Genomic DNA, 22,321 nt, shown 5'->3' with positions numbered 1-22,321 from the left:
ACTTCCAGCCCCGCGCCCAGGTGGTCCCCCAGAAAGAAGAAAGCCCCGCCCTGCAAGAGCAGGACGGGGCTTTGAATCAACCTGGCTGAAGGCCTAGACCGTCAACTCCTTAGTCGAACGGCTAGGGAAAACCCGGCCGGGGCTTTTTTCTTGCAGGTTCGCCCGCGCTCAGACGCGCCGCGCGGAGCGGGACGACATGCCACCACCGGTGGCGAGGTGCGCGTCGATCAGCGCCTGTGCTGCGCCGCGTCGCTCATCTGCTTGCAAACGCGGTGAACGTTCGGCCAGACGCTGCAACACCGAGCCCGGCAGGCTTCCCTTGACATGGATGGGCTGAAAACCGGGTGGCAAGTGCTGTGCCATGGCAGGCTTGGCGCCCGCAGTCGCAGTGGTTTGATGGCCCGGGGTGTTGAAGACGGGGCGTTGTGAGATCGGGGTCATCAGGCGCATGGTGTGAGTTGGAAGGCGGGTGGCTGGGGAGGTGAAAGGGTCATGCAAACACACCGTAGGCCGGTGTTGCCTCGGGTGCGGTCATGGCGGGCTGGGCTGCCTCATGGGTCATCGGCTTGGCAACGACGTCGCGCCAGATCCTGGTCTGTTCCGTGATGTCTTCGAACAGCGTGGCCAGCCCCCGCGCATCGCTGAGGTCGATGGGCCAACGGGTGAGCGTTTCGTACCGGTGGTCGGGGCCGAGGCATATGGCGGGCATGGGAATGACACCCGTGCAACGCAGCACCAGCTCGTTGATGGCGCTGCGTTGGGCAACATCGGGGACCAAGCCGAGCTCGGCGCGCAACAGCAGGTGTTCACCGGATTCATCGCAAGCCAGGTCGACCAGCGACTCGTCGGACAGCACCAGCACCCAGGCCTGCTGGTCCGTTTCCTTGATCAAGGCCCAGGCCGACGACTGTTCGGCGGCCGCCTGCAGGCAATCTTCGAGGGCATCGGGATTCATGGGCTGCGTGCCGCAGGGCGGCGAAGCGATGAAGACATCGCGTGGGTAACCTGGCTTCAGGCACCGGTTCCTGCCACCCGTATTTGGAATTTTACGATGTATAGGGTGTTTGCACCTGGCCAGCATGGGCGGGGCCCGCGCCGTTGCTGACGTTCGGGGCCATCCCGGTGGCGAGCAGAATGCTCGCGGCCACACCACCGAGGCGCCTCAGGGCGGCACTCAGTGCGGAGCGTGCGGCCTCGCTTTTGCTTCGCTCTGCGGCCTGATCGATCAACACCAGCTCAGGAGCTTCGCCTAAGGCGGCGGCCACCTTGATGGCAATGGCGTCGTCCAGCGTGGTGCCGTGGGCTCGGTACTGGCTGATCGTGTTCGGGCGAAATCCGAGTTCCTTAGCGACCCTGTAGTCGGACTCCCATCCGTGGGCGGCTTTGACTCGGTCGATCCATTCGGCGGCTTTCATGGGTTGGCACTCCTTAGGGAAAGTCTCTAAGGCGGCATCGTAGTTCACGGGGCGCGAACGTCAACAGGTCATGAGTGTTGACATGTCACGAGGGTAGACATACATTTCGCCCGCCGCCCCCGATTCCTTGTCGGGCCGGCGTTGGCACTCCACCCCACACCGGGGGCGGTCCCTTCGGGGTGCTGGCGACGGCAACAACCATGGAGTGCCACCCATGAAATCGAAGCACACGCCCGGCCCCTGGGCCGTTGACATTGACGGCATAGTTGTGGGGCCGCCAGTGCTCCCGGCAGTGTTTGGTGATCCGATCCCGATCGGGTCGGCCTGGGTCACGGGCGCCTATTACGCTGAGGATCAGACCGAGGAAAGCCGCGCCAACGCTCGGCTGATGGCCGCCGCTCCTGAGTTGCTGGATGCGCTGCGGGAGGCGATGCAGGCCGTTGAGGCTTTCCATGGCCCGGACCATTGGGATGTGTACCGCGACCACTCGCCGGAAATGAAGCGCTGGCGCGACGTAATCACCAAGGCCACCGGGGTGCCGGCATGAGCACCCGCACCAAGCACCTGGCCGCGGCCTACGTCCGGGCATTCCCGGCGACGGCATGCTCGCCGGACTACTGCCCCCACCAGCGGGCCGAGCCGCAGCCCGTTTCCGAGGGCACCGCCAGCGCGCAGCGCATCAACGCGGCGCCGCTGCCGGTGCGCTGCGAACACTTCCCCACCTGCACCTACTCCGAGGGCCAGTGTGCGGAGCTGTGCCTACCTGGAGGGCTCAAGCCATGACCACGCACACCATCAAGCTGTCGGCCACCGAGGCGGTGCGGCTGGAGCGCGAGGGCGAAGCCATCAAGGGCACCGCGCTGCTGTTCGGCGCGCCGGTCGCGTCCCGTGTGTTCTCGCCTGACTTCGTGGGCGCGCTGCTGTTCGCCGCTGAACAGCTCGGGGAGGAAATAGAGCAGGCGCGTCAGTTGCGCGTGGCGCAGGAACAGGCGAGGGCGGCATGATCACCATCTACACAGTGGGTGGGTCGACCACCTTAGAAATCCTGGACGACATGTCGCTGCCGGAGCTGTCGGCGAAGTTTGACGGCGAGTGCGAGAGGGCCAGGCAGCGCGGCATGTGGCTGTTTGAGGCCGCGCCCGATTTCTGTGATTACTGCGGAGAGCGAATTCCGCGCCTGGCCAGGCTGGCGGCCGGCGAGCACCGGAGGCCCAAGGCATGACCGCCTGGCGACTGTCACCCGTGGGGGTGCTGATCCCCACCACCTACCGGCCGAGCGGCCAGGCGCGCAGCGCGCCGGCACCGTGCCCGCCTGCCATCCGTGAACGTCTGCGCGAGCTGCGCGCGGAGTTCGCCAAGCGCGCGGGGATGCGATGAGCGAGGCCGTGCAACTGACGGCCATCGGCGCCGTGACGTGGCTGGTGACGCTGTGGCTTCTGCTGCGGGGGCGGCGGTGAAGTCGCGGCGCGTGTTCCTCGGCAAGGGGCTTACCAAGCTGCAGGCGTGGCGCAAGGCGCGCGCGAAGCCGGGGGCCGACTTCCGGGGCATGAGCTACAACGCGCGCACAGGCTGGGCCACTCTCACATGACCGAGCTGCGACCGGGCCGTGCCCTGAACTGGCTGACCGATGCGGAGTGGGTCGACCGCATCATGGCCACGCTGCCGACTGCCTGGCAGGACACGCTGCGCCGTGAGTGGCGCGGCAAGTGGTCAAGCGCGGAGCCGATGCGCCAGCGGGCCAACCTGGCGGTGTTGCATGCGGTGCGCGAGCTGGGGGACAGCCAGCGCGCCGGGCTGCGGCCTGATGCCAATGATGAAACCATCCGCCAGCGCGCGCGGGTGTTCGCCAGGCACTACGCGCAGGGCATCGCGGGCGCCATGCGCCAGTGGGCCGAATGGCCGCGGCTGCGCGCGCTGGAATGGGCGCTGGACAACATGGAGCGGCACGGGATGGCCGACTTCTGGCCAGGCCACGCGCCCAAGGTGGCGCCCGAGGGCGCGCTGGCGCGGGTGCAGTGCGAAACCTGGTGGCGGCGCACCCTTCGCAAGCTGTTCGCCCGCACGGTGGAGCGCTGCAGCATCGGCCTCGGGCTGGTGAACAAGGCGCGCCAGTGCTACGTGTCCGACCTGAGCAATGCCAGGCGCCGGCAACAGGTGGCGCGCAACGCGGCCAGCCTGGAGCGCACCGAGCTGGAGAACGAATACGGCCAGCGAATGAAGCTGTCCGAGCTGGCGGCCAAGTCCACGGCGAACAAGGCGGTGCGCCGCGCCGAGCTGATGACCCGCATCAGCGGCTTTGACGCCATCGCGGTGGACCTTGGCCACGCGGCCACGTTCATTACGGTGACGTGCCCGAGCTACATGCACAAGTGGACCGACCGCGGGCGCGGCGTGGTGCCAAACCCGCGATACGACGGCCAGACCACGCCAGACCTGGCGCAGTTGCACCTGTCGGGCCAGTGGGCCAAGGCGCGCGCCTGGCTGGCGCGCCGCGGCGTGGAGCTGTACGGCTTCCGCGTGGCCGAGCCCCACCACGATGGATGCCCGCACTGGCACTTTCTGCTGTTCCACGCGCCTGGCCAGCTGGAGACCGTGACGGCGGGTTTCCGTCGCTATTTCCTCGATCTGGTGGCGCCTGGTGAGCCAGGCGCGCAGGCGCACCGCGTCAAGGTCGAGCAGATCGACCGCAGCAAGGGCAGCGCGGCCAGCTACCTGGCCAAGTACATCAGCAAAAACATCGATGGCCACGGCGTGAGCGAGGATCTGTTCGGCGCGCCCATGGTCGAGACCTCGCGCCGTGTCGATGCATGGGCCAGCACCTGGCGCATTCGGCAGTTCCAGCAGCTCGGCGGGCCACCTGTGACGGTGTGGCGCGAGCTGCGCCGCATCAACACCGAGGAGCTGCCCGCGGACCTGTTGCCGGCCGAGCTGGCGGAAAGCCTGACCGCGGTCAACGTGCGAGACACCGACCCCGATGCGAAGTGGGCGCAGGGCTGGGCGGCCTACGTGCGCGCGCAGGGCGGGCCGTGCGTGCCGCGCGTGCGCCTGGCCATCCGATTGATGCGCCAGGAGACCGGCGAAGTGGGCCGATATGGCGAGGTCCGCACGGCCGACGTGATCGGCGTGCAGGCCGCGGGGCGCAACTGGCACCGACCGGCCCACATGGTGGCCATGCTGGGCGCGCGTGCGCCTGTCGTGGCCAGGCCAGCGGCTGCGGTGCTGGAGTCCGAGCGGTGCGCCTGGACTGTCGTCGGCGCGGGGGTTTCCCTGCCGGCCGGCGAAGCCGGGCGGCCTTGGACTCGTGTCAATAACTGTACGCACCTGACCGCGGACACGGGGCAGGGCGTGCGCGATGTGGTCAGGTTTTCGCGGGGCAAGCTGGGCCGATTCCGGCCTCGGGCGGCACCCGCACCGCTGCCGGGCGGTCCCCCGGCGATCAACTGAGGAGTGAGCGATGTTCAAGGTGAGCGATGCCGTCAAGGTGAAGAACGAGGGCCTGGAGGCGCACGGGCGCGCGGGCTGTGTGGTGGGCTTCGGCGCTGGTGAAACGGCCGGCATGGTGGAAGTGCGGCTCGACGGCGACGACGAAGCGCTTGCCTTCGCGCCGGCCGACCTGGAAAAGCTGAGCAACTGAGGGAGGCAGCGATGGGACAGCGCATCGGTGAAATGAAGTGCCTCAACCCGGCGTGCAGTTGCACCGATGTGGCTGTAGAGCGCACGGACGCGGGCACCTGGCAGGCCAAGTGCCACAAGTGCCAAATGCCCACCTTCGGCAAGGTGGGCACCCCGTGGCGCCGGTCCATGGAAAAGCTGGTGAAGCTCGATGAGCCAGACGAAGCGCCGGCATCCGCGCCGGCCGCCAAGCCCAAGGCCGACCCGGCACCCGAACCCGAACCGCAACCCACACCAGCCCGCGCCGCGCGCTCGGTGTTCGACCTGGCGAACCTGCGATGACCACCACCACCGACAACACCACACCACGCGACCCGCTGGAGGGCCTGGCCACCGAGGCGGACAACCTGGCCGCGGCGCCGCCGCTGGGGCAGGGCGTCACCGATGCCGACGTCGCCGCGCAGCAGGAGGCCGAGCAGGAGGCCGAGGGCCTGCGCCAGCTGGAGCAGGCCGCCACCGGCATCATGCTCATGCTGCTGAAGCTCGGCCGCCGCGCGCTGGCCAGGCAGCTGCCCGAGGTGGAGGAAACGCTCCCCGACGCGAAGCTGACCGAGCCGGCCAAAGCCTGGGTGCCGTTCCTGAAGAAAAACGCGGCCGGGCTCATGAAGCAGGCCGCCAAGAACCCCGAGCTGGCCGTCGCGCTGGTGGGCACCATGCCGCTGGTAATGGGCATCATGGATGCCATCGACCTGGCCGAGAAACGCGAGCGCGAAGCCAAGGCCACACCGGCACCGGCACCGCTGCCGCCGATTGGCACATGACCAAGGCGTTGATGGTGGGCGTGTTCGGCGCCCGCGGCACGGGTAAGAACGCCTGGACCATGCAACAGCTCGCCACCGCCAGGCCGCCGCGCCTGGTGGTGTGGGATCACAAGCATGACCCGACCATGGCCACGCTGGGCGAGGGCTTCACCGACCTGGGGGCGTGCGTGCGTGCGATGCGCGGCAAGCGCTTCACGCTGCGCTACATGCCAGACCACGGCGCCGACGTGGCGGCGCAGTTCGACCTGTTCTGTCGCGCGTGCTTCTTGGTGGGAAACCTGTGCATGGTGGTCGATGAGCTGCCCGAGGTCACCAAAGCCAACCGCGCGCCGGCCGCCTGGCGCCAGTGCGTCAACGTCGGGCGCCTGTACCGCGGCGCTGATGGCGTGGAGCGCTCGCTCGTGATCTTCGGGCTTGGCCAGCGCCCGAGCGAGTGCGACAAGTCCTTTATGAACAACCTGGACGTGCTGCACACCGGCCGCGTGGCGCAGGCCACCGACGCGCGAACGCTGGCCGACCTGTTGAACGTGGACCACCGCGAGCTGATGCGCCTGCCGGACCTGCACTGGATCGAACGGCGCGCCGGCCAGGCTGAACCGTTGCGCGGCGTGCTCACGTTCAGAAAAAAAGTTGACCGCAGTTCGGCGCAGAAGCCAACGCCTTAGGCACTGTTCCTTAGGCACGCGGTTTTGACGTTCGGGCCTTGGGGGATGTGATCGGCCTGTCTCCGATCAACCCTCAAGGAACCCTGACATGGACGTGTCCAAGCTCATGCCCGCCGCCATCGCCGCGGGCATCGCCTTCGCAGTGGCGAAGTTCGTGCCCAACCCGATGGTCAAGGCCGCGGCCTATGGCGTCATCGGCGTGGCCATCGCCAAGCAGCTGCCGGTCGTGAAAAACGGCCTCTGATCCGGAGGCTCGACCCATGAACAAGCAAATTCGGCTGGACGCATTCCAGAACGTCGCCAACAGCGGCGTGGCCATCAACGACCTGAACAAGCTGCTGGGCACCGTCCTGGAAAAGCTGACCCTCGTCATGGGCGGCACCTTCACCAAGGCGATGATCACGGCCATCCAGCTGAAGGCCAACGGCAAGGTGATCTGGGAGACCTCGGGCTCGCGCCTGGACATCGTGAACCTGTACAACGGCGGCGCCACGGATGCCACGATCCTGAAGCTCGACTTCATGGACCGGCGCGCCGTCACCGTCAACGCGCGCCAGGCCGGCGCCATCGACCTGTCGGCGGCCTCGGGCATCACGCAACTGCGGCTGGAAATCACCATCGCGGGCGCCACGAACCCCACGCTGGCCGGCTTCGCAGACGTGTCGCCGCCCACGAACGATCCCAGCGAGTCGGGTATCCGCTTCCTGATCAAGCGCAAGCACGCCGCCACCTACGTGGTGGGCGCGGCGGGCGAATTCGCGCTGCCGGTGCCGCACCTGGACCCCGCGGGCGGTGGTTCGAACTACACCCGCATCTGCCTGTACTCAGCCAACTGCACAGCCATCAAGACGGTGCGCGACGGCATCACCGAGCACGAGCTGACCAAGGCGCAGAACGAGGCCGCGCAGAAAGACAACTTCAAGGTGCCGCAGACCGGCCTGGTCGTGTTCGACCCGGTGCAGACCGGCACCCTGATGGGCAACACCTGGGACACCCGCAAAGGCGTCGTGGGCTCGGCGCAGTTCTACGCGACGTTCTCGGCCGGTGAAACCGTCACCATCGAGACCGAGGAGCTGATCCCCCTGGCGAGCTACTGATCGGGCCACCATGACCGACGCAGAACGCATCGCCCTGGAGCGCGAGCGCACCAAGCGGATGTTCATCCAGCAGGTGGGCTCGTACTTCGGCGTCGATCAATCCTTCGCCGAGACCGACGGCCTGGCGGTGAACACCCCGGGCGCTTACCAGGTGTATGGCGGCGCGGGCTACGCGGTGGAGGGCCAACCGGCCAGCCAGGCGCAGGTTCAAACCGCCATCCCCGGCGTGGTGCTGCTGGTGGTCGGCCTGGCCGTGGGCTGGGCCTTGCTCAAGCGGGGCTGATCATGGGCCCGGGTTTCCTGCCCGCGCTCCAGTCGCTCGGGCTCAGTTCGGGCGCGACCAGCGCAGCCGGCAACGGCGCCACCATCGTGGGGCCGGGCGGCGGCGCCTGGACGGTCAACCTCGGCGGCTCGGGCGTGGCCTTTCAAGGCCAGTCGAACCCGTACCTGCTGCTGGGCGTGGGCGTTGCATTGCTGGGGGCCGTATGGCTGTTGAGCCGAAAGTGACCCCGCGCGAGTGGTCGCCCGAGCTGCTGGAGCGCTTCGCGCCCATCGCCGCGCGCAACCCCTGGGGGGCGCTGGAGACCCACGGCGAACAGCTCCATGGCGCCTACGTGTTCCAGCTCGATGCCGGCGCGCAGTCGGCCCTGGCCGCGGTGCGCCCGGTGCTTTGCACCCACGGCGTGCGCGCGGAAGTGGTCGGCATGGTGAGCGAGGCGCCGCTCTTTCAATTCGCGGCCATCGATCGCGGGCTGATGCGCGTGGCCACCATGTTGAACGCCGATGTGCTGGCCATGTCCACGCAGCTGCCGGGCCTGGTGCGCGGCGCGCAGCGTGTGGGCTGGGTCACCACGGGCGCCATCGTCACCAAGAAGCTGGGGCACTGATGAGCAGCAGCAAAAGCAGCCAGGCCACGAACCAGACCGACAACCGCCGAGTGATCGGCGAGGGCGGGGTCTCGGCCGAGGGGTCCAACGTCAACAGCGGCGGCGGCATCCTGGCGCAGAACGGCGCGCAGGTTTCCGTTCTCGACAACGGCGCGATCAATCGGGCCTTCGACTTCTCGCAAACCGTGGGCGCGCAGGCGCTCGATTTCGTGAAAGCGAGCCAGGGCCAGGTAGCCGACGCCTACCAGGAAGCCAAGGGCCGCGGCGTGCTCACCGACTGGATCACCATCGGCGCCATCGCCATGGCTGGCCTGGTCGCCATTCAAGTAGCCAAGCGATGAAACAGCTACAGCAGTACACGTACACCATCCCGGCCAACGGCTCGGTGCAGATTCCGGCCACGAATGACAACTTCATCATTCAGGAAAGCACCGGGCCGCTGACGGTGCGCGGCGACACCTTCGGCACCTTCAAGGGCCTGGTGGCAGGGCAGGGCCTAAAGGCCGTTCCGTTCCAGCGCCTTGAGCTGTTCGATGAAAGCGGCGCGCCGAACACCGTCAAGCTGCTGATGACGCCGGCCGAGTTCGTCAATCAGACCTTCTCGGGCTCGGTGGTCATCATCAGCGGCGCGCTGACCGATGCGCAGCTGCGCGCTTCGCCCGTGCTGGTGCGTGCCGACCAGCTGCCCACCGGCAACTGGCGCGACACCAGCACGGTGGCCGTCAACACGCCCATCACCATCTTCAACGCGGCGGCCAACGTCAACGGGGCCATCATCCACCACATGGAAGCCTCCGACGTGGTGGCCACCGCGGGCAATCAGGTGTTCATCGCCAAGGCCACCGCACCGGCCAACATCAGCGACGGCGAAGTGATCGCACAGACCTTCACCACGGCGAACAACGGCGGCACGGCAAACCTGTCCATTCGCCGCGAGAACCCCGTGCGCATCGAGGCCGGCCTGGGCTTCTTCTTCATCTCCGGTTTCAACGGCACCGCGGGATACCTGCGCAACTGCCGCTACACCCTGCTGTGATGCATGCGCTGGACCCTCGCTGTCATCGCCACCGTGGCCGCGGCCGCGTTGCTGGCCACGCGCCGCGCGCAGGCCGCGCAGCAGCCTGGCCAGGCCGAGCCATGGGCCGGCATCAGCGTGCCCGATCTGTCGTGGCTGGACGTGGGCCGCGACAGCGAGCAGGAACGCGACCAACTGCCCAACCTTGTGGAGTCGGCGGCCGTGAGCGTTGACCCTCGCACCTACATTCCGCCCGCGGTGAGCGATGACCAGGCCGCGCGCAACGTGGCCGCGTTCCTGGCCATGATCCGCTACGCCGAGGGCACCGCGGGGCAGGGCGACCCCTACCGCGTGTGCTACGGCTACAGCCACACCATCCGCAACCTGGTCGATCACCCGGCCGTCACGGGCGAGTGGGGCGGCAAGGCGCTGCCAGACAGCTACTGCCGCGGCGCCGGCTTCGGGCCGGGCTGCAAGTCCACCGCGGCGGGCGCGTACCAGATCATCCGGGGCACCTGGCTGGAGCTGAAACGCAAGCTGAACCTGCCCGACTTCGGCCCGGCCAGCCAGGACGCCGCGGCCGTGGAGCTGATCCGCCAGCGCGGCGCGTTGAACGACGTGCGCGCCGGCCGCTTCGCCATCGCCGTGGAGAAGGTGGCGCCCACCTGGGCGAGCCTGCCGGGCGCCGGCTACGACCAACCCGAGCGCAAGCTCGCATCCCTCGTGTCCGCTTACCAGGCGGCCGGGGGCACCACTGAGGCATGACATGGCTGCTGCATCGTCCCCCAACCCCATGAACCTGTTGCTGCTGGCCGGCGTGGGCATCGCCGCGTTCTGGGCGTTCTCGCGCATGCGTGGCCAGGGCGCGGCGCCCGCGCCGATCTACCCGACGCCGGCACAAAACCAGCAGGCCCTGCAAGGCAGCAGGGCCGAGACCGATGCCCTGAAATACCAGCTCGCCGCGGGCCTGCTGGGCAAGGCGTTCGACTTCTTCGGCGAGCGCGCCAAGGGCAACGACCCGTACAGCCTGGCCACCGGCTGGGGCACGGGCATGGCCAACGGCTGGGGCGTGCCCCTGTCCAGTGACGGCGTGGCCTACAACCCTGGCGGCAACACCAGCGCGCAGGATTCGATTTACAGCCTGGTGGGGGCGTGGAAGTCGTGAAGCGCTCGATGCTGATCCCCTTGGCCATCCTGGGCATAGCGGGCGTGCTCGCCTTCGCCGCGTGGCGCCGCAGCCAGGCGAGCAACGCAGGCGAGGGCGCCGCAACGCCTGGCGCTGGCCTGAGCTTCGACGGCCTGTTCGACTCGGTGTTCGGCGGCGCCACCGCCGCACCGGCACCGGCACCCGTGGCCGCGCCGGCACCGGCCGCCGCCACCGACAACGGCACCTGACACATGAAAGTCGCGCCTGTCTCCGCTGACCTGTTGATCAAGCTCGCCATCGGCGTGGCGGTCATCGGCGTGGGCGTGTGGGCCGTGCGGCGCACCAGCCAGGCCATCAGCGGCGCCATCCCCGACTTGCCCGACGTGGGCGGCTGGGTATCGAGCGCGGCCGGCGCCGTGGGTGATGCCGTGGGCGGCGCCGCCGAAGCGGCGTCGGATGGCTTCTGGGCCGCGGAAAACTGGACGCGCGACACCTTCGAACAGGCGCAGGCGCGCCGAAACGCGGTGCTGGCCAGCCTGGGGACTGCCGTCAACCCGGCCAACCCCGAGAACCTGGCCTATCGCGGCGTCAACGCGGTGGGCGGGGCGATCACCGGACAGCGCGACTTCTCGCTCGGCGTGTGGCTGTATGAGCTGTTCAACCCCGAGCCACCACCGCCCGATGTGGGCATCGGCTACGGCGGCATCGACGCGCGCCGCATTGACAGACAAGTGGGGTACTGAGCATGGAACCCATTACCGCACTGGCCGCGCTGCTGCCGCTGGGTATCGAAGCCGGCAAGGCCGCGATTCAGCGATGGCTGGCCCCTGAGCAAGTCAAGCCGGTGGACTTCGGCCAGCTGCTGGAGCTGCGACGCATCGACCTGGAGCAGTTCAAGGCGATGCAGGGCGGGGGCGAGTCTTACCGCTGGGTCGCCGCGGTGCGCGAGCTTCAGCGCCCGGTGTTCTCGGCCGGCGTGCTGGCCGTGTGGGCGTGGCAGGCGAGCCAGGGCGAGCCGGCGCAGGACGTGGTGAACATGGCCAGCGCGGTGGGCTTCTACCTGTTCGGGGACCGCACCCTTTTCTACGTCAAGGGCAGGGCGAAGTGAGCATGCAGGAGTGGGTTCGTCAGATCATCGTCGGCGCATGCATGGCGGCCGGCCTGTATGCGGGCGTGCGCGCCGACCTGGCCACGCTGCACGAGAAGGCCAGCAACGCCGCGCGCCTGGCTGAAAAGGCCAATGACCGCATCGACGCGATGCAGGGGCGCCGGCAGTGAAAGCGGCGGCCATCATCCCCAAGCCCACCGAGATTGGCCGCGAGGCCTTGATCGTGATCGGCGGCGCCATCGTGGCGGCGCTGGTCATGTCGCAACTGCCGGGCCTGCGGGCCTGGATCGCCAGGCAGTGGGGCGATGCCCCGCGGCCGTTCTGACCCACTGGAGACCATCATGGCCACTCGCCGTCGCACCGTTCGCAAATCCACCGCCACCAAGGGCAAGGGGCGCCTCAAGAAGGGGTACCGCTACGCCAAGGGCGGGCGCATCGTCAAGGCGCGCAAGAAGGGCTGAATGCGCCATGGTGAGCTGCCGCCGCAGCTCATCGACCTGAGCCACCAGCCATTGGTGGCTCCAGTGCGCTTCGGCGCACGCATCGGCGAAACCCCAGCTCGTGAGCCAGTACAGGGCATGCACCGGCGCCCGTGGCACCGGCACGGCCCCGCGCAGCCAGCGGCGCATGGTGGTCGGGTGCACGTCCAGCACCTGACAGGCGCGCTCGGCGCCGACCTCGTGAACGAACAGGCGTAGGTGCTCCACGCCGCCGACCTTGGGCGGTTTCAGCATGCGGCTCTCCCGTGGGGTTTTCTCAGGCTATCGACAGCCCGCTGCACCAGCTTGAGGGGACCGGCTTGCGCCGCCGCTTGGGTTTCCACGATGTATATTATGTTTAGTTATCTGCGTCGCCGTCTGCGTGTGTTTCTTCGCACCACGCGCGGCCAGGTCATCGGCAAATTGGCCGGCCCACAACAACACAGGGAAACCCATGTTCCGTGCGCCTGGCCAGCTGCCCCCGCTCTCGCTTTTGCTCGATGACATTCCCACCAGGTGCGCGCGAACTGTCGCGCGACACCTGGGGGTCAATCCCCGAACTCTTCAACGCTACCAGGTGGCCGACCAGGCACCGCGCGCGGTGCACCTGGCGCTCTTCTGGGAAACCCGCTGGGGGCAGTCCGTGCTCGATGCCGAGATCTTCAACCGAGACAGCGTGCAGCGCGGCCTGATCGGCGCCCTGCAGGCCGAAAACGCCCAGCTCAGGGCCACGGTGGCCCGCCTGGTGGCCGAGCTGGACACGGCCGCGGGGGATGCGGCCAATGCCCCCCTCTTCGATCCCCTGGGCAGGGGTGCAGGTTGTCAGAGAGCCCCGGCGCCGCGCCCGATCGCGCGGGCCGCCTCAGCCGTGGAGCTGGTCGCAGTTGCAGCCGCCGGCCGTGGTGGTGCCGGTGCCGCGCGTGTTGTTGGCGATCCAGGCGCGCAGCTCGGGCAGTTGCGAGAGGATCAGCGCGGCCAGGATGGCCCCGCCGATGAGCACCAGGCTCTCGCGTAGCACTTCCTGGCCGCTGGGCAGCACGTTGCTCATGTGAGGGTCTCCGGGTGGCGCCGGCGGCGCTCGCTGTCGGCCTCGCGCAGCGCTTCCAGGCGCGTCACTCGGTTCTCGATACGCATGACGTAGGCCAGAACGGGGATCAGCAGCACGTTGAGGAAGGGCAGCAGCTCAGCCAGCGACACGGGCGGGGCCTTTCAGGTGAAACAGGGTGCGATCGCCGAACAGGTAGAAGCCCACGGCGCTGGCCATGTTGGCGACGGTCTCGGTCACTTCGGGCGTAAAGCCTGCCTGGTAGCCCCACACACCGAGCACCACCGCGGCGAAGGCGGGGCGCTGCAGCTGGCGCACGGCGGCCACCCAGGGGAAGCTGGCCTCGCTGCCGCCCTGCAGCAGCTTGAACTGCTCGAGCTCGAGCTGGCGCAGCTGCAGCAGGTCGGCGAAGGTGCCGGGCTTGACGGTCTCGGGTGCCAGCCACCGCTGCACAGCGTATTTCGCGGCTTCAATGCCCACAGGCAGGAGGGCGGTAAGGGCGGTGAGGGGTTCCATGGCATCGGTCACCAGGTGTAGCCGCTGTACATGCGCCACTCTTCGGGGGCCATGCCTCCGAAGGGGTCCAGGTCGACGCGGCGGGGGTCGGTCAGAGCGAAGTCGGCGCGCGCCTTCGCGGCCTCGATGCGGCGCACCTCTTCGGTGTCGGCGCCCCACAGCGAGGTGGAGCCGAACACGGCGCCGCCGGCGGTGTTGATGTAGGTGCCGGCGGGGCATGAAAACGAGGCGTCCCACCAGCGGCCGGCCGCAATGTCGGCTTCGCACGCGGTGCGGTTGGTGTCGGGGATGCCCACGGCCTGGCCGATGCCCTTGACGGTGCCCACGGCCGCGTCACCAGCCGCGCGGATCGCGCCGGCCGCGGCGCTCTCAGCGAGCCCAGCGATCCCGCCGCTGTTGGCCACGCGCTGGGTGACCCACCACAGCACGCCCACGCCGGCCAGGGCCACGGCGGCGATCAGCTTGGCGTCGGTGCTCAGCTTCATGCCAGGGCCCCGCCGGCGTTGAGGTAGGCCGTCTGGATGTACTGCAGGCTGCGCATGCCCTGCCCCGCGTAGCCTGCACCTGGCAGGCTCGCCCAGGTGCGCCGCGCGGCCGCGATCGCGCCCTGCAGGTCGCCCTGCTCGATGCGCGCGAGCGCGCCAGTCTCGCGCAGCAGCTCGACGGCCGCGGCGTCCTGCGCTGCAGGACCGAAGTCGCGCAGGCCCAGGCGATCGCGCAGCCGCTCCCACGTGGGGCGGATGATCTGATACGCGCCGGCGGCGGTGCTCACGCACCCGGGGCCGAAGCCGGCGCCGCGGCACTGCTCGTCAGTGAGGCGCTCGCCCTTCCACTCGCCCGTGATGGCCGGGTGTTCGCGCAGGCTCATGATCGTGTGGCGGTAGCCGAAGCACACCCGATAGGGGTCTGCCTGGTTGGCGGTGCCCTCGGCCTGGCGGATGGCCTGCAGGAAGGCGGCGACGTTGCGTTGCGGGTCGATGCTGGTCACTTCGATGGCCTCCATGTCACGGGTCTCGCTGGCCATCACGCCGGCGCCGATCCAGGTGAAGGGCTGCGGGGGGGCGGGGATGAGGTTCCACCAGGTGCCCCCGCCGGCCTGAGGTACCGCGTCGGCATCGGCAGCACCGCCCGCTGCAGCACCAGCGCGCCGGGGCGCCGCGTAGGCGACGGCGCCGGCGCCGAGCAGCGCGAGGAAGATGAAGGCGCGCTGCGCATTGGTCACAGCAGGGTAAAGCGAGCGTGGCGGAAAAAACCCGCCGAGCCAGCCACAGATGAGATGAAATACAGGCCCAGGCCGGCTGCGATTCGACGCGGCTGCTGCAGGTCGATACTTTGATACAAGGTCGTTGAAACGCCGGCAGTTGGCAGGCTCTGCGCGATGATTTCACCATCGCCAGCGGTGGCCGGGGCTGTTGCCTTTGCCACAAAAGTCTGAACGAACACGCCCGCTACACCGTCAGACGCCCCAGCACTCCACAGGATTGCCCCGTTGACGTTCGCTGCCGCAGTGAACACTGTCAGTGGTGAGTTAGCGCCCATCAGTCCGCCGTTGTTCCAATGTTGAGCAGCGGCTTCAACTGCTCGCACCACCACAGGGCTGGCGCGCAGCTGCGCATCGGTGAGAGGGCCCGACACCGGCACCGCTGTAGCACGCAGCTGCGCATCGGTGAGCGGGCCCGACACCGGCACGGTGCCCACGATCGACACAGCGCCGGCCGCGCGCCGCGTGCCGGCCTCGCCGCTGCCGTAGCCGATCCGGATGGTCTGCGCCGTGGCGCTGGTGATCTGGATGGTCGAGAAGTCGGTGTTCTTGAGGTGAAAGCTCGCCTCAGCGCCGCGCATGATGCCGCGCTGCGCGCCGGTCTTGTCGATCAGCAGCACGTCCACCGGGTTGGTGGCGTCGATCAGCTCGAAGTACTGGCCGCTAACGTGCAGAAGGCGCGACTCGCCAGCACCAAAGGGGATGGTCAGCAGCTCGATGAAGTTCTGCAGCATGGTGGTGGTCACTTGAAGATGGCGTAAGCCGCGAACGCCGCGGCGGCGGCGAGGCCCACCATCTGGTAGGTCTCTTCGCGGCGGTTTTCGTTGGGCTGGTAGGTGGTGATCGCGTCGGTGGCGATGCTGCTGCTCTTGTCGATGATCTTGTCCACCAGCGCAGCGCCGGCCGTGATGGTCTTGTCCCACGCGGTCAGGTTCGCGTCGAGCGATGCCTGGTTGAGCTCGACCACCGAGCCGCCCACGGTCTTGAGCGCATCGGTGCCCATCTGCGCCACGGCCTTCACCGCGTCGGGGCTGTTGACGTTGATCGAGCCCGAGCTGCCCGAGATGGCCACGCCCGACTCGGTGACGTTGCGGTTGTCGCTCGTCGTGGTGGTGGTGGTGTTCGTGCTGGCCGAGCTGGACTTGCTGCCCAGGTAGGCGGCTGCGCCCATCGGCAGGCATCGCTGTTTCTCACGTAGCAGGTTCACGTGATGGCCTTTCGCAGAATGAAGCCGTGCACCTGGTAGCCCAGGCGCTCGGCCCGGCGCACCAGGCCGCGGCGCGAGGTCTGGAAGGCGACTTCCTGGCAGCCGGCATGACGGCCGGTCTCTTCAACGAAGCGCAGGCCGGCGGCGGTGAGGTCGGCGCTGCCCTGCCCCACCGCGGCCTCGATCCACAGCTGACGGCCGCAGGCGCCGCGGCGATCTAGCACCAGCACCAGGCGCCCGCCTTCGACATCGAGCTGCAGCGGCATGCCGGCGCCAGCCACCTGGTCGGCGCTGGCCTGGCCGCTGGGCTCCAGGTGCATGATGGGCGCGATCGCAGCAGCTGCTGCGGCTCGGCTCAGCTCTTGGACGTGCGCATGCGCCATAGCGCCACTCCCACCAGGCCGGCCCACACCCACCAGGGCACACCGGCACCCACGCCCGAGCTGCCGAAGCCCGGCACGCCGCCGCTCTTGTCCTGCGCGCTGCTCGCGCTTTGGATACCCGAAAAATTGACGTTCCAGCCGCTGTTGTCGGGCCCGTACACCGCGGTCGCGGCGTTGCTGGGCCCGGCGGGCGGTGGCGCGAGAGACGCACCGATGCCGCCGGCCAGGCTCGCGCCGCCCTTGGTGTTGAGCAGCTGGGTCGCTGCAGCCAGCCAGGTCATGGCCGGCCCTCAACGCAGCGCGAGGAACGCGAGCGCGCCGATCGCCACCAGGGGAAGCCAGCCCATGCCGGCCACACCGCCCTGCAGGGGGGAGCCCACCTGGCTGTAGGTGCGCCCGTTCTGGCCGGCGAAGGTCGCCGGCGCGGCGGTCTTGTTCTGCTCGGGCGGGCCGATGTGGTTGTCAATGGCGCGCGTGACGCCGTAGACGGCCAGGCGCTCCCACCACGGCATGCTGCTGTCGCCGGCGGTGTAGGGGTCGAGCTTGTTGCTCTCGCGCGCATCGACCCAGTAGCTCGGGGACTGCCAGTAGTTGCCCGCCTGGTCGGTGCGCGAGACCACCGTGCCGTCGGTGTTGGCCGCGTAGGTGAAGCCGTCCTGGGTGTCCAGCCAGCTCCCATCGTCGAAGTACTGTCGTGCCATGTTGATCGCTCCTGGTGGGTCCGCTCACCCCGCCGGCGCTCATGGCCGGCGGGGGGTCGCTTCGCTTCGGGGTGGTTTCAGGGGCGATCGTTCGTGGTGATCGACTCGGTGTAGATGTTCCAGGTACCGGCCGCGTTGACGTTGATGCGGAAGTCCAGGTTCTGGATCGGCTTGGGCTGGCCATCGGGGCCGATGATCTGCGCCGTGTTGAGCATCTGGCCCATCAGGTCGTGCTCGGTGAAGTCGAGCACGTACAGGCCGGCCTGCGGCGTCTTGCCGTAGGTGCGCTGGAAGAACTCGTTCTGTGCCTGGCTGAGCTGCTCGAACTCGTCGGCGCCCTCGCGGCGCACGCGAACGTGGTTCAGCTGGGCCAGCGTGCCGAAGAGGTACACGCGCTTGAGCTGCTCGCCGTTGAGGCCGAAGGGCAGCACGATCTGCTCTTCGGTCGCGCCGCTGAACACGCGCTGGAAGAAGCGGTTGCGCACGATCAGCTTGTTGCGGCTGGGCACGTCCACCTCGGCCACACCGGTGATGACGCTGGCCGCGGTCACCACGTAGTTGCCCAGGTCGAACTCGATGGTCAGGTCTTGCACGCCGGCCTCGGCCGTGGCCGCGATGGCGCCCAGGGTCATGGCGGCCTCGTCCTTGCCGCCGCGCTCGATGAAGTCCAGCTCCAAAACGTTGGCATCGCTCGCGCCGCGGTTGTAGCTGTTGCGCGCCTGCAGGTGGGCCTGCGTGTTCCAGCGGATGCGCTCGCTGCCGTTGATCTTGACGACGATGTTGGAGATGAGCGCGGCGTTGATGTTGCCGGCGGTGAAGAAAGCCACCTTGTTGTAGGTGACGCCGAGCGGCATGCGCACGGTGACCCGCTGGTTGGGGCCCACGTTCTGGATCAGGGGGAGCTTGACTTTACGGGTCATGGTGTGGTCTCGTTTTCGGTTGCGACGAAGCCGCCAGCACGAAGCCGGCGGCGCTCGGGGGCGGACCGATCAGCCCTGCAGGGCCTTCTGCACCAGGCCGCGGGTGACGGGGATCTGGTTCAGGGCGAACACGACGCCGAGCACCACGGCGGTGGTCATCAGGGCGTCTTTGATCTTGGCTGCGCTCATGGCGGGGGTCCTTTCGGAGAGGTTGAGGGGTTGAGGCGCTCAGTGGAAGGGGTCAGGCCCGCACGTAGCAAGCGCTCGGGCCTGTACGTAGGGGCTACGTAGCCCTCCCCTTCGGCCGCTTCAAGGTGATGGCGTCGCGGCCACATTTGCCGGCCCGCCAGTCCCGTTCCAGGTAGTTGATCGTGGTCACCTGGTGGGTGGCGGTCTCGTGCTCCACGGTGGCCAGCTCGGCCACCTGGCTGTAGGGCACATCGAGCAGGTCGGCCATCACCACCTTGTCGGGGCGGAACCGCAGCTGGAACACGCGGCAGTAGGTGAGCCCGCCGAAGAAGTCCTTGTCGGTGTCGGCCGGCCGCTGCGTGCAGCCGATGACGCGCAGGCCCTGGTGCCGGCCGCGCTTGGTGACGTTGCGCCAGCTCTGCGGTGCCCAGCTCGCGCGCGTCACCTGGCTTAGCTCTTCGACCAGGAAGGTGCAGCGCCCGGCCGCGAACACGGCCCGGCACACCAGGTCGAATTTTTTGGCGTAGCTGTCAACGTCAGGGCCCGGGTTGAAGCACACAGCGAAGCGCTGCGCCTTGAGTGCCTGGCAGAGCTCGGGGATCGTCGTCACGGTGCGGCCGAAGCCGCCGTATTCGTGCAGCGGGTCCCACACCACCAGGCGGTCGGGCTTCGTGGCCTTGAGATGCTCGCGCACCGACACACCCTTGCCGCTGCCCGTGCTGCCGATGTAGGCGCGAAGGTCAGGCCGGTTGGTGTTGTCCATCGGTGCGCTGCGCCTGCGGCGGTGGTGGCGGGGTCTTGAGCAGCTTGAGTGTGGCCAGGGCCGGCATGCCGAGCGCCATGACGAGCTGGATGTACGGGCCATAACCGTCGAACAGCTGGCCGATCGTGAGCCCGTGCATGCGGCACACCGCGACGATGGCCTTTCCGATCTCCACCAGCTGGCGGTCACTCCACACCTGGCCCAGCGGGTCCTGCACGTGCTCGGGCGCGAAGGGGATGGCCGCGGCGCGCAGCAGCTTGAGCGCTTCGGCCAGCTCTTCGGCCTCGCTGGCCAGCACCTGCTGCTGCTCTGCCTGGCTGGGCGCCGGCGGCGCGTCGAGCTGGGCGCCGGCTGCGGCGATCGCGTCGAGCGACTCCACACCAGGCGCACCAGGTGCACCAGGTGCGGCGCCCTCTTCTGCCGGCGCACCGCCGGTCTTGTCCACACGGGTCACCATTGCATGAGGCTCCTACGGGGGGCGGGCGCCGGCGCCGGGGGCGGGGGCGGCGGTAAGGGGGCCGGCGTGGGTGCCGGTGACGGATCTGCAGCGGGGGCCGGCGGCGGCGCGGCCTCGGGCGTGATGAGCGCGCGCAGCTTCTCGTCGCTGTGCTCGCTCCTGGCGAAGCCCTGGAAGTTGCAAGCGTTGCAGGTGATGACGGCCAGCTGCTTCGCGCTCAGCGTGTACCGGGCCTTGACGGAACCGCACACCGGGCAGCGCCCGGTGCCGAGCTTGACCGACTCGCCCACCGTCAGCCCACCCAGCCGGGGTTGTCCACAGACGGGAACGGGGCCGGCGCGGGGGCCGGCGGCGGCGTGACGGGCTCGTAACCGCGCAACTTGGCGGTGTCCTCGCCCAGCCGATCGACCAGGCCGGCCAGCAAGACGGCCAGGTCGGCGACTGCCTGGGAAGGTTCGGGGGAATGGCGCGCAGCTGCAGCGAAGTCGCGCAGTGCGCCGGTGATGTCGTTGGGGGTCACGGGGCAGCTCCTGGTGGTGAGCGGCCCGGCGCCTTGCAAGGTGGCCGGATTATGGCCCGTTTGGGGCGTTTTTCTGTACGGGTTGATGCCCTGCCCTCACCCGAGGGCCGATCGCTGCGCCTGGGCCGTTCTGGCGCCCTGGTGCCGTACGCAGCCGGGCCGGTGGCATTCCGGGCCCCCCTTCTGGTGACGGCTGTTCGGGGGAGCGATCGCCCTAAGGCGAGCGCGGGGGCGAAGCCCCGGGGAGCCTGAGCGCAGCCAGGCGGGGCGCAGCCCCTCGGGGGTTCTGGCTCGCCCCCCTTGGGGGGCTGTTATCCACAGCTCGGCAATCCACAAAGGGGGTAGGGGGTAAAGATTGAATCAGTGTTTGATACCCCTGCCCTGAACCCTGCCGCAATTCGCGCCGCGTCGGGCTGTAGGCCGCATGGATGCTGGGTTTTTTTATCCACACCCCTGCCCTAAACCCTGCCCTCTAAGCGCGTGGGCGTGCTTTTTCTCGTACGGGTTTCTTGCGCTTTCGCACGTACAGCCGCAGCACGCCCTGGGCCTCGTTCGCACCGGCGTTGCGCCGTACCAGGTCGGCCGCGATGAGCCAGTCCACCGCGCGCCGTACCTGGCGCAGCGTGGGCGGTGGCATGCGCCGGCCGCGCTCGGGTTGCGGGGGCGTGCACAGCTCGATGAGGCGGTCCCAGTTGGTGTGCAGCTCGCCCGTGGCGAAGTCGGCCTGGCTGACGATCAGCAGGAACAGGTGCACGCACAGCGGGTCACGGCACTGATTGAGCAGCGCGCGCAGCTCCATCTGCTCCAGCTGCAGGAACTTGGGCGCGTGGAGGGTGGCCGGTAGGGGCATCAGTCCGTGGCCTCACGCAGGGCCACAAGCTGCGCCGTGCACGCACACCACCACAGGGTGCGGCGGCGCTCGGGGTACTGATCGTCGATCCACGCCGGCATCGCGCCGCGGCGCACGTAGCCCAGCAAGAAGGCCACGCGGTTAAAGCCTGGCACGGTCAGCACCGGGCGCTCGAACTCCAGTTCGAGCTGGTGATGGTCTCCCGCCATTTCAGGCCCGGTACCGACGCATGCGCGCCGCGGCCATCCGCAGCATGTCGGCCAGCTGGTCCAGGCTCTGCGGCGTGTCGAAGTACTCCTGCACGTTCGAGCTGTAGGCGCTGGAGTGCACGTAGAACGACACGCGGCCGGGGTGCTCGGCCAGCGCCTCGTCGCCGGCCGAGACCGAGAACGTCACGCCCTCGACGTCGCACGTGAGGCGCCAGCCGAAGCGCGGCGGGGTGACCATCACCAGGCAGCGGCCGATGCACTCGGACTCGGGGGAGTTGCAGCCGTGGTCGGCGTGGGGGCAGCGTGCGCGGCTCATACAGCGGGCCCCAGCTCTTCAACGACGCGCCGGGTGATGCGCAGGTCGTCGTGTCGATCCTTGAGCACGTTGAAGCGTGCCAGCGCCAGCTCGAAGTCCTCATGGGCTTTCGCGCGCGCCATGTCCTCGGCAGCGGTGCCCATGCGGATTAGCGTTTTGTTGGTCTCGCGGTCGATGCGATCGACCAGCAGGTGGTAGGCCATGCGGGTCGCGCTCATCGCGTCACCACGCCCTGCTGCGCCAGCGCCTGGCGCACGTGCTCCATGGCATAGAGCATGTTGTAAGCCTCGCTGTCGTCGATCGCGTTGCTGCGGCAGTCACCGAAGCCGATGCGCTTGCACAGCTCGGTGAGGGCCCAGGCCTCGTGCGCCGGCAGCGTGACGGTGATGGTGTAGGTGCGCTCGCCCATCACCGCACCTGCTTGCACACCACGCAGCGCGCGTTGTCGTAGTCGAAGTCGTGGCAGTTGGCGGCCAGCTCGCAGGCCGCGGCCTCGGTGGCGGCGGTGGCGCTGCTGCCCTTCACCACGGCGACGAACTCGCGGCCATCGCACAGGTAGGTGACTTGCCAGCTCGGCAGCAGGTCGCGCTGTTGGTGGGGGAATGCGCCAGATGGCGGCGGCAGCGTCTCGCGGGTGACGAGACCGCCCAGGCGGCGGGGGATGCGTTCCATGGTGTTCCTTCCACCGGCCCCTGCTCTTCGCCTTGCACTACGAAGAGGCCCCCCGGGCGGAACACT

Annotated in this window: 50 protein-coding genes; 26 read left to right on the top strand and 24 right to left on the bottom strand. The window is 68.7% G+C overall.

Going from position 1 to position 22,321, the window contains the following annotated elements:
- Positions 1-168 precede the first annotated feature (168 nt).
- The 3 genes from M3149_RS20195 to M3149_RS20185 all read right to left on the bottom strand — a co-directional run bounded on the left by M3149_RS20195 (position 169) and on the right by M3149_RS20185 (position 1,415).
- Positions 169-450 (bottom strand): hypothetical protein, encoded by a 282-nt coding sequence (locus tag M3149_RS20195; protein ID WP_251711248.1) that lies wholly within the window; start codon positions 448-450, stop codon positions 169-171.
- A gap of 40 nt (positions 451-490) precedes the next feature.
- A complete protein-coding gene (locus M3149_RS20190; protein ID WP_251711247.1) occupies positions 491-955 on the bottom strand; it encodes a type III secretion system chaperone in 465 nt (154 codons plus the stop codon).
- Positions 956-1,046: 91 nt separating this feature from the next.
- Entirely contained in the window at positions 1,047-1,415 is a 369-nt protein-coding gene (locus tag M3149_RS20185) for a hypothetical protein (protein WP_251711246.1), read from the bottom strand.
- A 214-nt stretch (positions 1,416-1,629) separates the two neighbouring features.
- On the opposite strand from M3149_RS20185, the gene M3149_RS20180 reads away from it, so the two are divergent.
- From M3149_RS20180 to M3149_RS20055, 26 genes are all read left to right on the top strand, one after another.
- Entirely contained in the window at positions 1,630-1,962 is a 333-nt protein-coding gene (locus M3149_RS20180; protein WP_251711245.1) for a hypothetical protein, read from the top strand.
- Positions 1,959-2,198 (top strand): hypothetical protein, encoded by a 240-nt coding sequence (locus M3149_RS20175; protein ID WP_251711244.1) that lies wholly within the window; start codon positions 1,959-1,961, stop codon positions 2,196-2,198. The genes M3149_RS20180 and M3149_RS20175 overlap by 4 nt, the downstream gene beginning before the upstream one ends.
- On the top strand, positions 2,195-2,419 hold the full coding sequence (locus M3149_RS20170; RefSeq protein ID WP_251711243.1) for a hypothetical protein: 225 nt from the start codon (positions 2,195-2,197) through the stop codon (positions 2,417-2,419). Before M3149_RS20175 ends, M3149_RS20170 begins: the two co-directional genes overlap by 4 nt.
- Positions 2,416-2,637: a hypothetical protein gene (locus M3149_RS20165; protein WP_251711242.1), complete on the top strand. Its 222-nt coding sequence runs from the start codon at positions 2,416-2,418 to the stop codon at positions 2,635-2,637. The genes M3149_RS20170 and M3149_RS20165 overlap by 4 nt, the downstream gene beginning before the upstream one ends.
- Entirely contained in the window at positions 2,634-2,792 is a 159-nt protein-coding gene (locus tag M3149_RS20160) for a hypothetical protein (RefSeq protein ID WP_251711241.1), read from the top strand. The genes M3149_RS20165 and M3149_RS20160 overlap by 4 nt, the downstream gene beginning before the upstream one ends.
- Positions 2,793-2,844: 52 nt before the next feature.
- Positions 2,845-3,003 (top strand): hypothetical protein, encoded by a 159-nt coding sequence (locus M3149_RS20155; RefSeq protein WP_251711240.1) that lies wholly within the window; start codon positions 2,845-2,847, stop codon positions 3,001-3,003.
- Entirely contained in the window at positions 3,000-4,859 is a 1,860-nt protein-coding gene (locus M3149_RS20150; protein ID WP_251711239.1) for a replication endonuclease, read from the top strand. Before M3149_RS20155 ends, M3149_RS20150 begins: the two co-directional genes overlap by 4 nt.
- A gap of 10 nt (positions 4,860-4,869) precedes the next feature.
- On the top strand, positions 4,870-5,049 hold the full coding sequence (locus M3149_RS20145) for a hypothetical protein (RefSeq protein WP_251711238.1): 180 nt from the start codon (positions 4,870-4,872) through the stop codon (positions 5,047-5,049).
- 11 nt (positions 5,050-5,060) lie between these two features.
- Positions 5,061-5,369 carry a hypothetical protein gene (locus M3149_RS20140; protein WP_251711237.1) on the top strand — a complete coding sequence of 103 codons (309 nt, stop codon included), beginning with the start codon at positions 5,061-5,063 and terminating at the stop codon, positions 5,367-5,369.
- The gene (locus tag M3149_RS20135) at positions 5,366-5,848 is read left to right on the top strand and encodes a hypothetical protein (RefSeq protein ID WP_251711236.1); all 483 of its coding nucleotides are present in this window, start codon (positions 5,366-5,368) and stop codon (positions 5,846-5,848) included. Before M3149_RS20140 ends, M3149_RS20135 begins: the two co-directional genes overlap by 4 nt.
- Complete coding sequence (locus tag M3149_RS20130; protein WP_251711235.1) at positions 5,845-6,513, top strand: hypothetical protein; 669 nt, start codon at positions 5,845-5,847, stop codon at positions 6,511-6,513. The genes M3149_RS20135 and M3149_RS20130 overlap by 4 nt, the downstream gene beginning before the upstream one ends.
- Positions 6,514-6,601: 88 nt before the next feature.
- Positions 6,602-6,757: a hypothetical protein gene (locus M3149_RS20125; protein WP_251711234.1), complete on the top strand. Its 156-nt coding sequence runs from the start codon at positions 6,602-6,604 to the stop codon at positions 6,755-6,757.
- Between the two features lie 16 nt (positions 6,758-6,773).
- Positions 6,774-7,610 carry a major capsid protein P2 gene (locus tag M3149_RS20120; protein WP_251711233.1) on the top strand — a complete coding sequence of 279 codons (837 nt, stop codon included), beginning with the start codon at positions 6,774-6,776 and terminating at the stop codon, positions 7,608-7,610.
- A gap of 10 nt (positions 7,611-7,620) precedes the next feature.
- Positions 7,621-7,893 (top strand): hypothetical protein, encoded by a 273-nt coding sequence (locus M3149_RS20115; protein ID WP_251711232.1) that lies wholly within the window; start codon positions 7,621-7,623, stop codon positions 7,891-7,893.
- Positions 7,894-7,895: 2 nt separating this feature from the next.
- Positions 7,896-8,117, top strand: coding sequence for a hypothetical protein (locus M3149_RS20110; protein ID WP_251711231.1), 222 nt, complete (start codon positions 7,896-7,898; stop codon positions 8,115-8,117).
- Positions 8,114-8,497 (top strand): hypothetical protein, encoded by a 384-nt coding sequence (locus M3149_RS20105; protein WP_251711230.1) that lies wholly within the window; start codon positions 8,114-8,116, stop codon positions 8,495-8,497. The genes M3149_RS20110 and M3149_RS20105 overlap by 4 nt, the downstream gene beginning before the upstream one ends.
- Entirely contained in the window at positions 8,497-8,838 is a 342-nt protein-coding gene (locus M3149_RS20100; protein ID WP_251711229.1) for a hypothetical protein, read from the top strand. The genes M3149_RS20105 and M3149_RS20100 overlap by 1 nt, the downstream gene beginning before the upstream one ends.
- A complete protein-coding gene (locus M3149_RS20095; RefSeq protein ID WP_251711228.1) occupies positions 8,835-9,533 on the top strand; it encodes a hypothetical protein in 699 nt (232 codons plus the stop codon). The genes M3149_RS20100 and M3149_RS20095 overlap by 4 nt, the downstream gene beginning before the upstream one ends.
- Before the next feature lie 3 nt (positions 9,534-9,536).
- The gene (locus tag M3149_RS20090; RefSeq protein ID WP_251711227.1) at positions 9,537-10,277 is read left to right on the top strand and encodes a glycoside hydrolase family 24 protein; all 741 of its coding nucleotides are present in this window, start codon (positions 9,537-9,539) and stop codon (positions 10,275-10,277) included.
- A 1-nt stretch (position 10,278) separates the two neighbouring features.
- Positions 10,279-10,677, top strand: a complete 399-nt coding sequence (locus M3149_RS20085) for a hypothetical protein (protein ID WP_251711226.1) — start codon at positions 10,279-10,281, stop codon at positions 10,675-10,677.
- 8 nt (positions 10,678-10,685) lie between these two features.
- Positions 10,686-10,907, top strand: a complete 222-nt coding sequence (locus tag M3149_RS20080; RefSeq protein WP_251711225.1) for a hypothetical protein — start codon at positions 10,686-10,688, stop codon at positions 10,905-10,907.
- A 3-nt stretch (positions 10,908-10,910) separates the two neighbouring features.
- Entirely contained in the window at positions 10,911-11,402 is a 492-nt protein-coding gene (locus M3149_RS20075) for a hypothetical protein (RefSeq protein ID WP_251711224.1), read from the top strand.
- A 2-nt stretch (positions 11,403-11,404) separates the two neighbouring features.
- Positions 11,405-11,767: a hypothetical protein gene (locus M3149_RS20070; RefSeq protein WP_251711223.1), complete on the top strand. Its 363-nt coding sequence runs from the start codon at positions 11,405-11,407 to the stop codon at positions 11,765-11,767.
- Between the two features lie 2 nt (positions 11,768-11,769).
- Positions 11,770-11,937: a hypothetical protein gene (locus tag M3149_RS20065; protein WP_251711222.1), complete on the top strand. Its 168-nt coding sequence runs from the start codon at positions 11,770-11,772 to the stop codon at positions 11,935-11,937.
- Entirely contained in the window at positions 11,934-12,092 is a 159-nt protein-coding gene (locus M3149_RS20060; protein WP_251711221.1) for a hypothetical protein, read from the top strand. The genes M3149_RS20065 and M3149_RS20060 overlap by 4 nt, the downstream gene beginning before the upstream one ends.
- A 136-nt stretch (positions 12,093-12,228) precedes the next feature.
- Entirely contained in the window at positions 12,229-12,465 is a 237-nt protein-coding gene (locus M3149_RS20055; protein WP_251711220.1) for a hypothetical protein, read from the top strand.
- Between the two features lie 643 nt (positions 12,466-13,108).
- Here M3149_RS20055 and M3149_RS20050 read toward each other — a convergent pair.
- From M3149_RS20050 to M3149_RS19950, 21 genes are all read right to left on the bottom strand, one after another.
- Complete coding sequence (locus tag M3149_RS20050; RefSeq protein ID WP_251711219.1) at positions 13,109-13,294, bottom strand: hypothetical protein; 186 nt, start codon at positions 13,292-13,294, stop codon at positions 13,109-13,111.
- The gene (locus tag M3149_RS20045; protein ID WP_251711218.1) at positions 13,291-13,443 is read right to left on the bottom strand and encodes a hypothetical protein; all 153 of its coding nucleotides are present in this window, start codon (positions 13,441-13,443) and stop codon (positions 13,291-13,293) included. The genes M3149_RS20050 and M3149_RS20045 overlap by 4 nt, the downstream gene beginning before the upstream one ends.
- The gene (locus tag M3149_RS20040; RefSeq protein ID WP_251711217.1) at positions 13,430-13,807 is read right to left on the bottom strand and encodes a hypothetical protein; all 378 of its coding nucleotides are present in this window, start codon (positions 13,805-13,807) and stop codon (positions 13,430-13,432) included. Before M3149_RS20040 ends, M3149_RS20045 begins: the two co-directional genes overlap by 14 nt.
- Positions 13,808-13,815: 8 nt before the next feature.
- Complete coding sequence (locus tag M3149_RS20035) at positions 13,816-14,292, bottom strand: hypothetical protein (protein WP_251711216.1); 477 nt, start codon at positions 14,290-14,292, stop codon at positions 13,816-13,818.
- Positions 14,289-15,029 (bottom strand): glycoside hydrolase family 24 protein, encoded by a 741-nt coding sequence (locus tag M3149_RS23210; protein ID WP_251711215.1) that lies wholly within the window; start codon positions 15,027-15,029, stop codon positions 14,289-14,291. The genes M3149_RS20035 and M3149_RS23210 overlap by 4 nt, the downstream gene beginning before the upstream one ends.
- Positions 15,026-15,802 (bottom strand): hypothetical protein, encoded by a 777-nt coding sequence (locus M3149_RS20025; protein ID WP_251711214.1) that lies wholly within the window; start codon positions 15,800-15,802, stop codon positions 15,026-15,028. Before M3149_RS20025 ends, M3149_RS23210 begins: the two co-directional genes overlap by 4 nt.
- A gap of 8 nt (positions 15,803-15,810) precedes the next feature.
- A complete protein-coding gene (locus tag M3149_RS20020) occupies positions 15,811-16,275 on the bottom strand; it encodes a hypothetical protein (protein ID WP_251711213.1) in 465 nt (154 codons plus the stop codon).
- Positions 16,272-16,595, bottom strand: coding sequence for a hypothetical protein (locus M3149_RS20015; protein WP_251711212.1), 324 nt, complete (start codon positions 16,593-16,595; stop codon positions 16,272-16,274). Before M3149_RS20015 ends, M3149_RS20020 begins: the two co-directional genes overlap by 4 nt.
- Before the next feature lie 35 nt (positions 16,596-16,630).
- Positions 16,631-16,939, bottom strand: a complete 309-nt coding sequence (locus M3149_RS20010; RefSeq protein WP_251711211.1) for a hypothetical protein — start codon at positions 16,937-16,939, stop codon at positions 16,631-16,633.
- 9 nt (positions 16,940-16,948) lie between these two features.
- Positions 16,949-17,359 carry a hypothetical protein gene (locus tag M3149_RS20005; protein WP_251711210.1) on the bottom strand — a complete coding sequence of 137 codons (411 nt, stop codon included), beginning with the start codon at positions 17,357-17,359 and terminating at the stop codon, positions 16,949-16,951.
- Between the two features lie 77 nt (positions 17,360-17,436).
- On the bottom strand, positions 17,437-18,279 hold the full coding sequence (locus tag M3149_RS20000; protein ID WP_251711209.1) for a major capsid protein P2: 843 nt from the start codon (positions 18,277-18,279) through the stop codon (positions 17,437-17,439).
- 283 nt (positions 18,280-18,562) lie between these two features.
- Positions 18,563-19,231, bottom strand: coding sequence for a hypothetical protein (locus M3149_RS19995; RefSeq protein WP_251711208.1), 669 nt, complete (start codon positions 19,229-19,231; stop codon positions 18,563-18,565).
- A complete protein-coding gene (locus tag M3149_RS19990; protein ID WP_251711207.1) occupies positions 19,209-19,688 on the bottom strand; it encodes a hypothetical protein in 480 nt (159 codons plus the stop codon). Before M3149_RS19990 ends, M3149_RS19995 begins: the two co-directional genes overlap by 23 nt.
- Positions 19,682-19,978: a hypothetical protein gene (locus M3149_RS19985; protein WP_251711206.1), complete on the bottom strand. Its 297-nt coding sequence runs from the start codon at positions 19,976-19,978 to the stop codon at positions 19,682-19,684. The genes M3149_RS19990 and M3149_RS19985 overlap by 7 nt, the downstream gene beginning before the upstream one ends.
- Before the next feature lie 2 nt (positions 19,979-19,980).
- Entirely contained in the window at positions 19,981-20,208 is a 228-nt protein-coding gene (locus M3149_RS19980) for a hypothetical protein (RefSeq protein ID WP_251711205.1), read from the bottom strand.
- Positions 20,209-20,680: 472 nt separating this feature from the next.
- A complete protein-coding gene (locus tag M3149_RS19975; RefSeq protein WP_251711204.1) occupies positions 20,681-21,058 on the bottom strand; it encodes a hypothetical protein in 378 nt (125 codons plus the stop codon).
- A complete protein-coding gene (locus tag M3149_RS19970) occupies positions 21,058-21,267 on the bottom strand; it encodes a hypothetical protein (protein WP_251711203.1) in 210 nt (69 codons plus the stop codon). Before M3149_RS19970 ends, M3149_RS19975 begins: the two co-directional genes overlap by 1 nt.
- A 1-nt stretch (position 21,268) precedes the next feature.
- A complete protein-coding gene (locus M3149_RS19965; RefSeq protein WP_251711202.1) occupies positions 21,269-21,583 on the bottom strand; it encodes a hypothetical protein in 315 nt (104 codons plus the stop codon).
- Positions 21,580-21,801 carry a hypothetical protein gene (locus M3149_RS19960; protein WP_251711201.1) on the bottom strand — a complete coding sequence of 74 codons (222 nt, stop codon included), beginning with the start codon at positions 21,799-21,801 and terminating at the stop codon, positions 21,580-21,582. The genes M3149_RS19965 and M3149_RS19960 overlap by 4 nt, the downstream gene beginning before the upstream one ends.
- Positions 21,798-21,992, bottom strand: coding sequence for a DUF7706 family protein (locus M3149_RS19955; RefSeq protein ID WP_251711200.1), 195 nt, complete (start codon positions 21,990-21,992; stop codon positions 21,798-21,800). Before M3149_RS19955 ends, M3149_RS19960 begins: the two co-directional genes overlap by 4 nt.
- Positions 21,992-22,255 carry a hypothetical protein gene (locus tag M3149_RS19950; RefSeq protein WP_251711199.1) on the bottom strand — a complete coding sequence of 88 codons (264 nt, stop codon included), beginning with the start codon at positions 22,253-22,255 and terminating at the stop codon, positions 21,992-21,994. Before M3149_RS19950 ends, M3149_RS19955 begins: the two co-directional genes overlap by 1 nt.
- Between the last annotated feature and the right edge of the window lie 66 nt (positions 22,256-22,321).

The sequence above is a fragment of the Hydrogenophaga intermedia genome, assembly GCF_023715105.1.
Taxonomy (GTDB): Bacteria; Pseudomonadota; Gammaproteobacteria; order Burkholderiales; family Burkholderiaceae_C; genus Hydrogenophaga; species Hydrogenophaga intermedia_A.
Note: the sequence above shows the minus strand (reverse complement) of the source record. Positions and strands in the feature narration are given on the sequence as shown.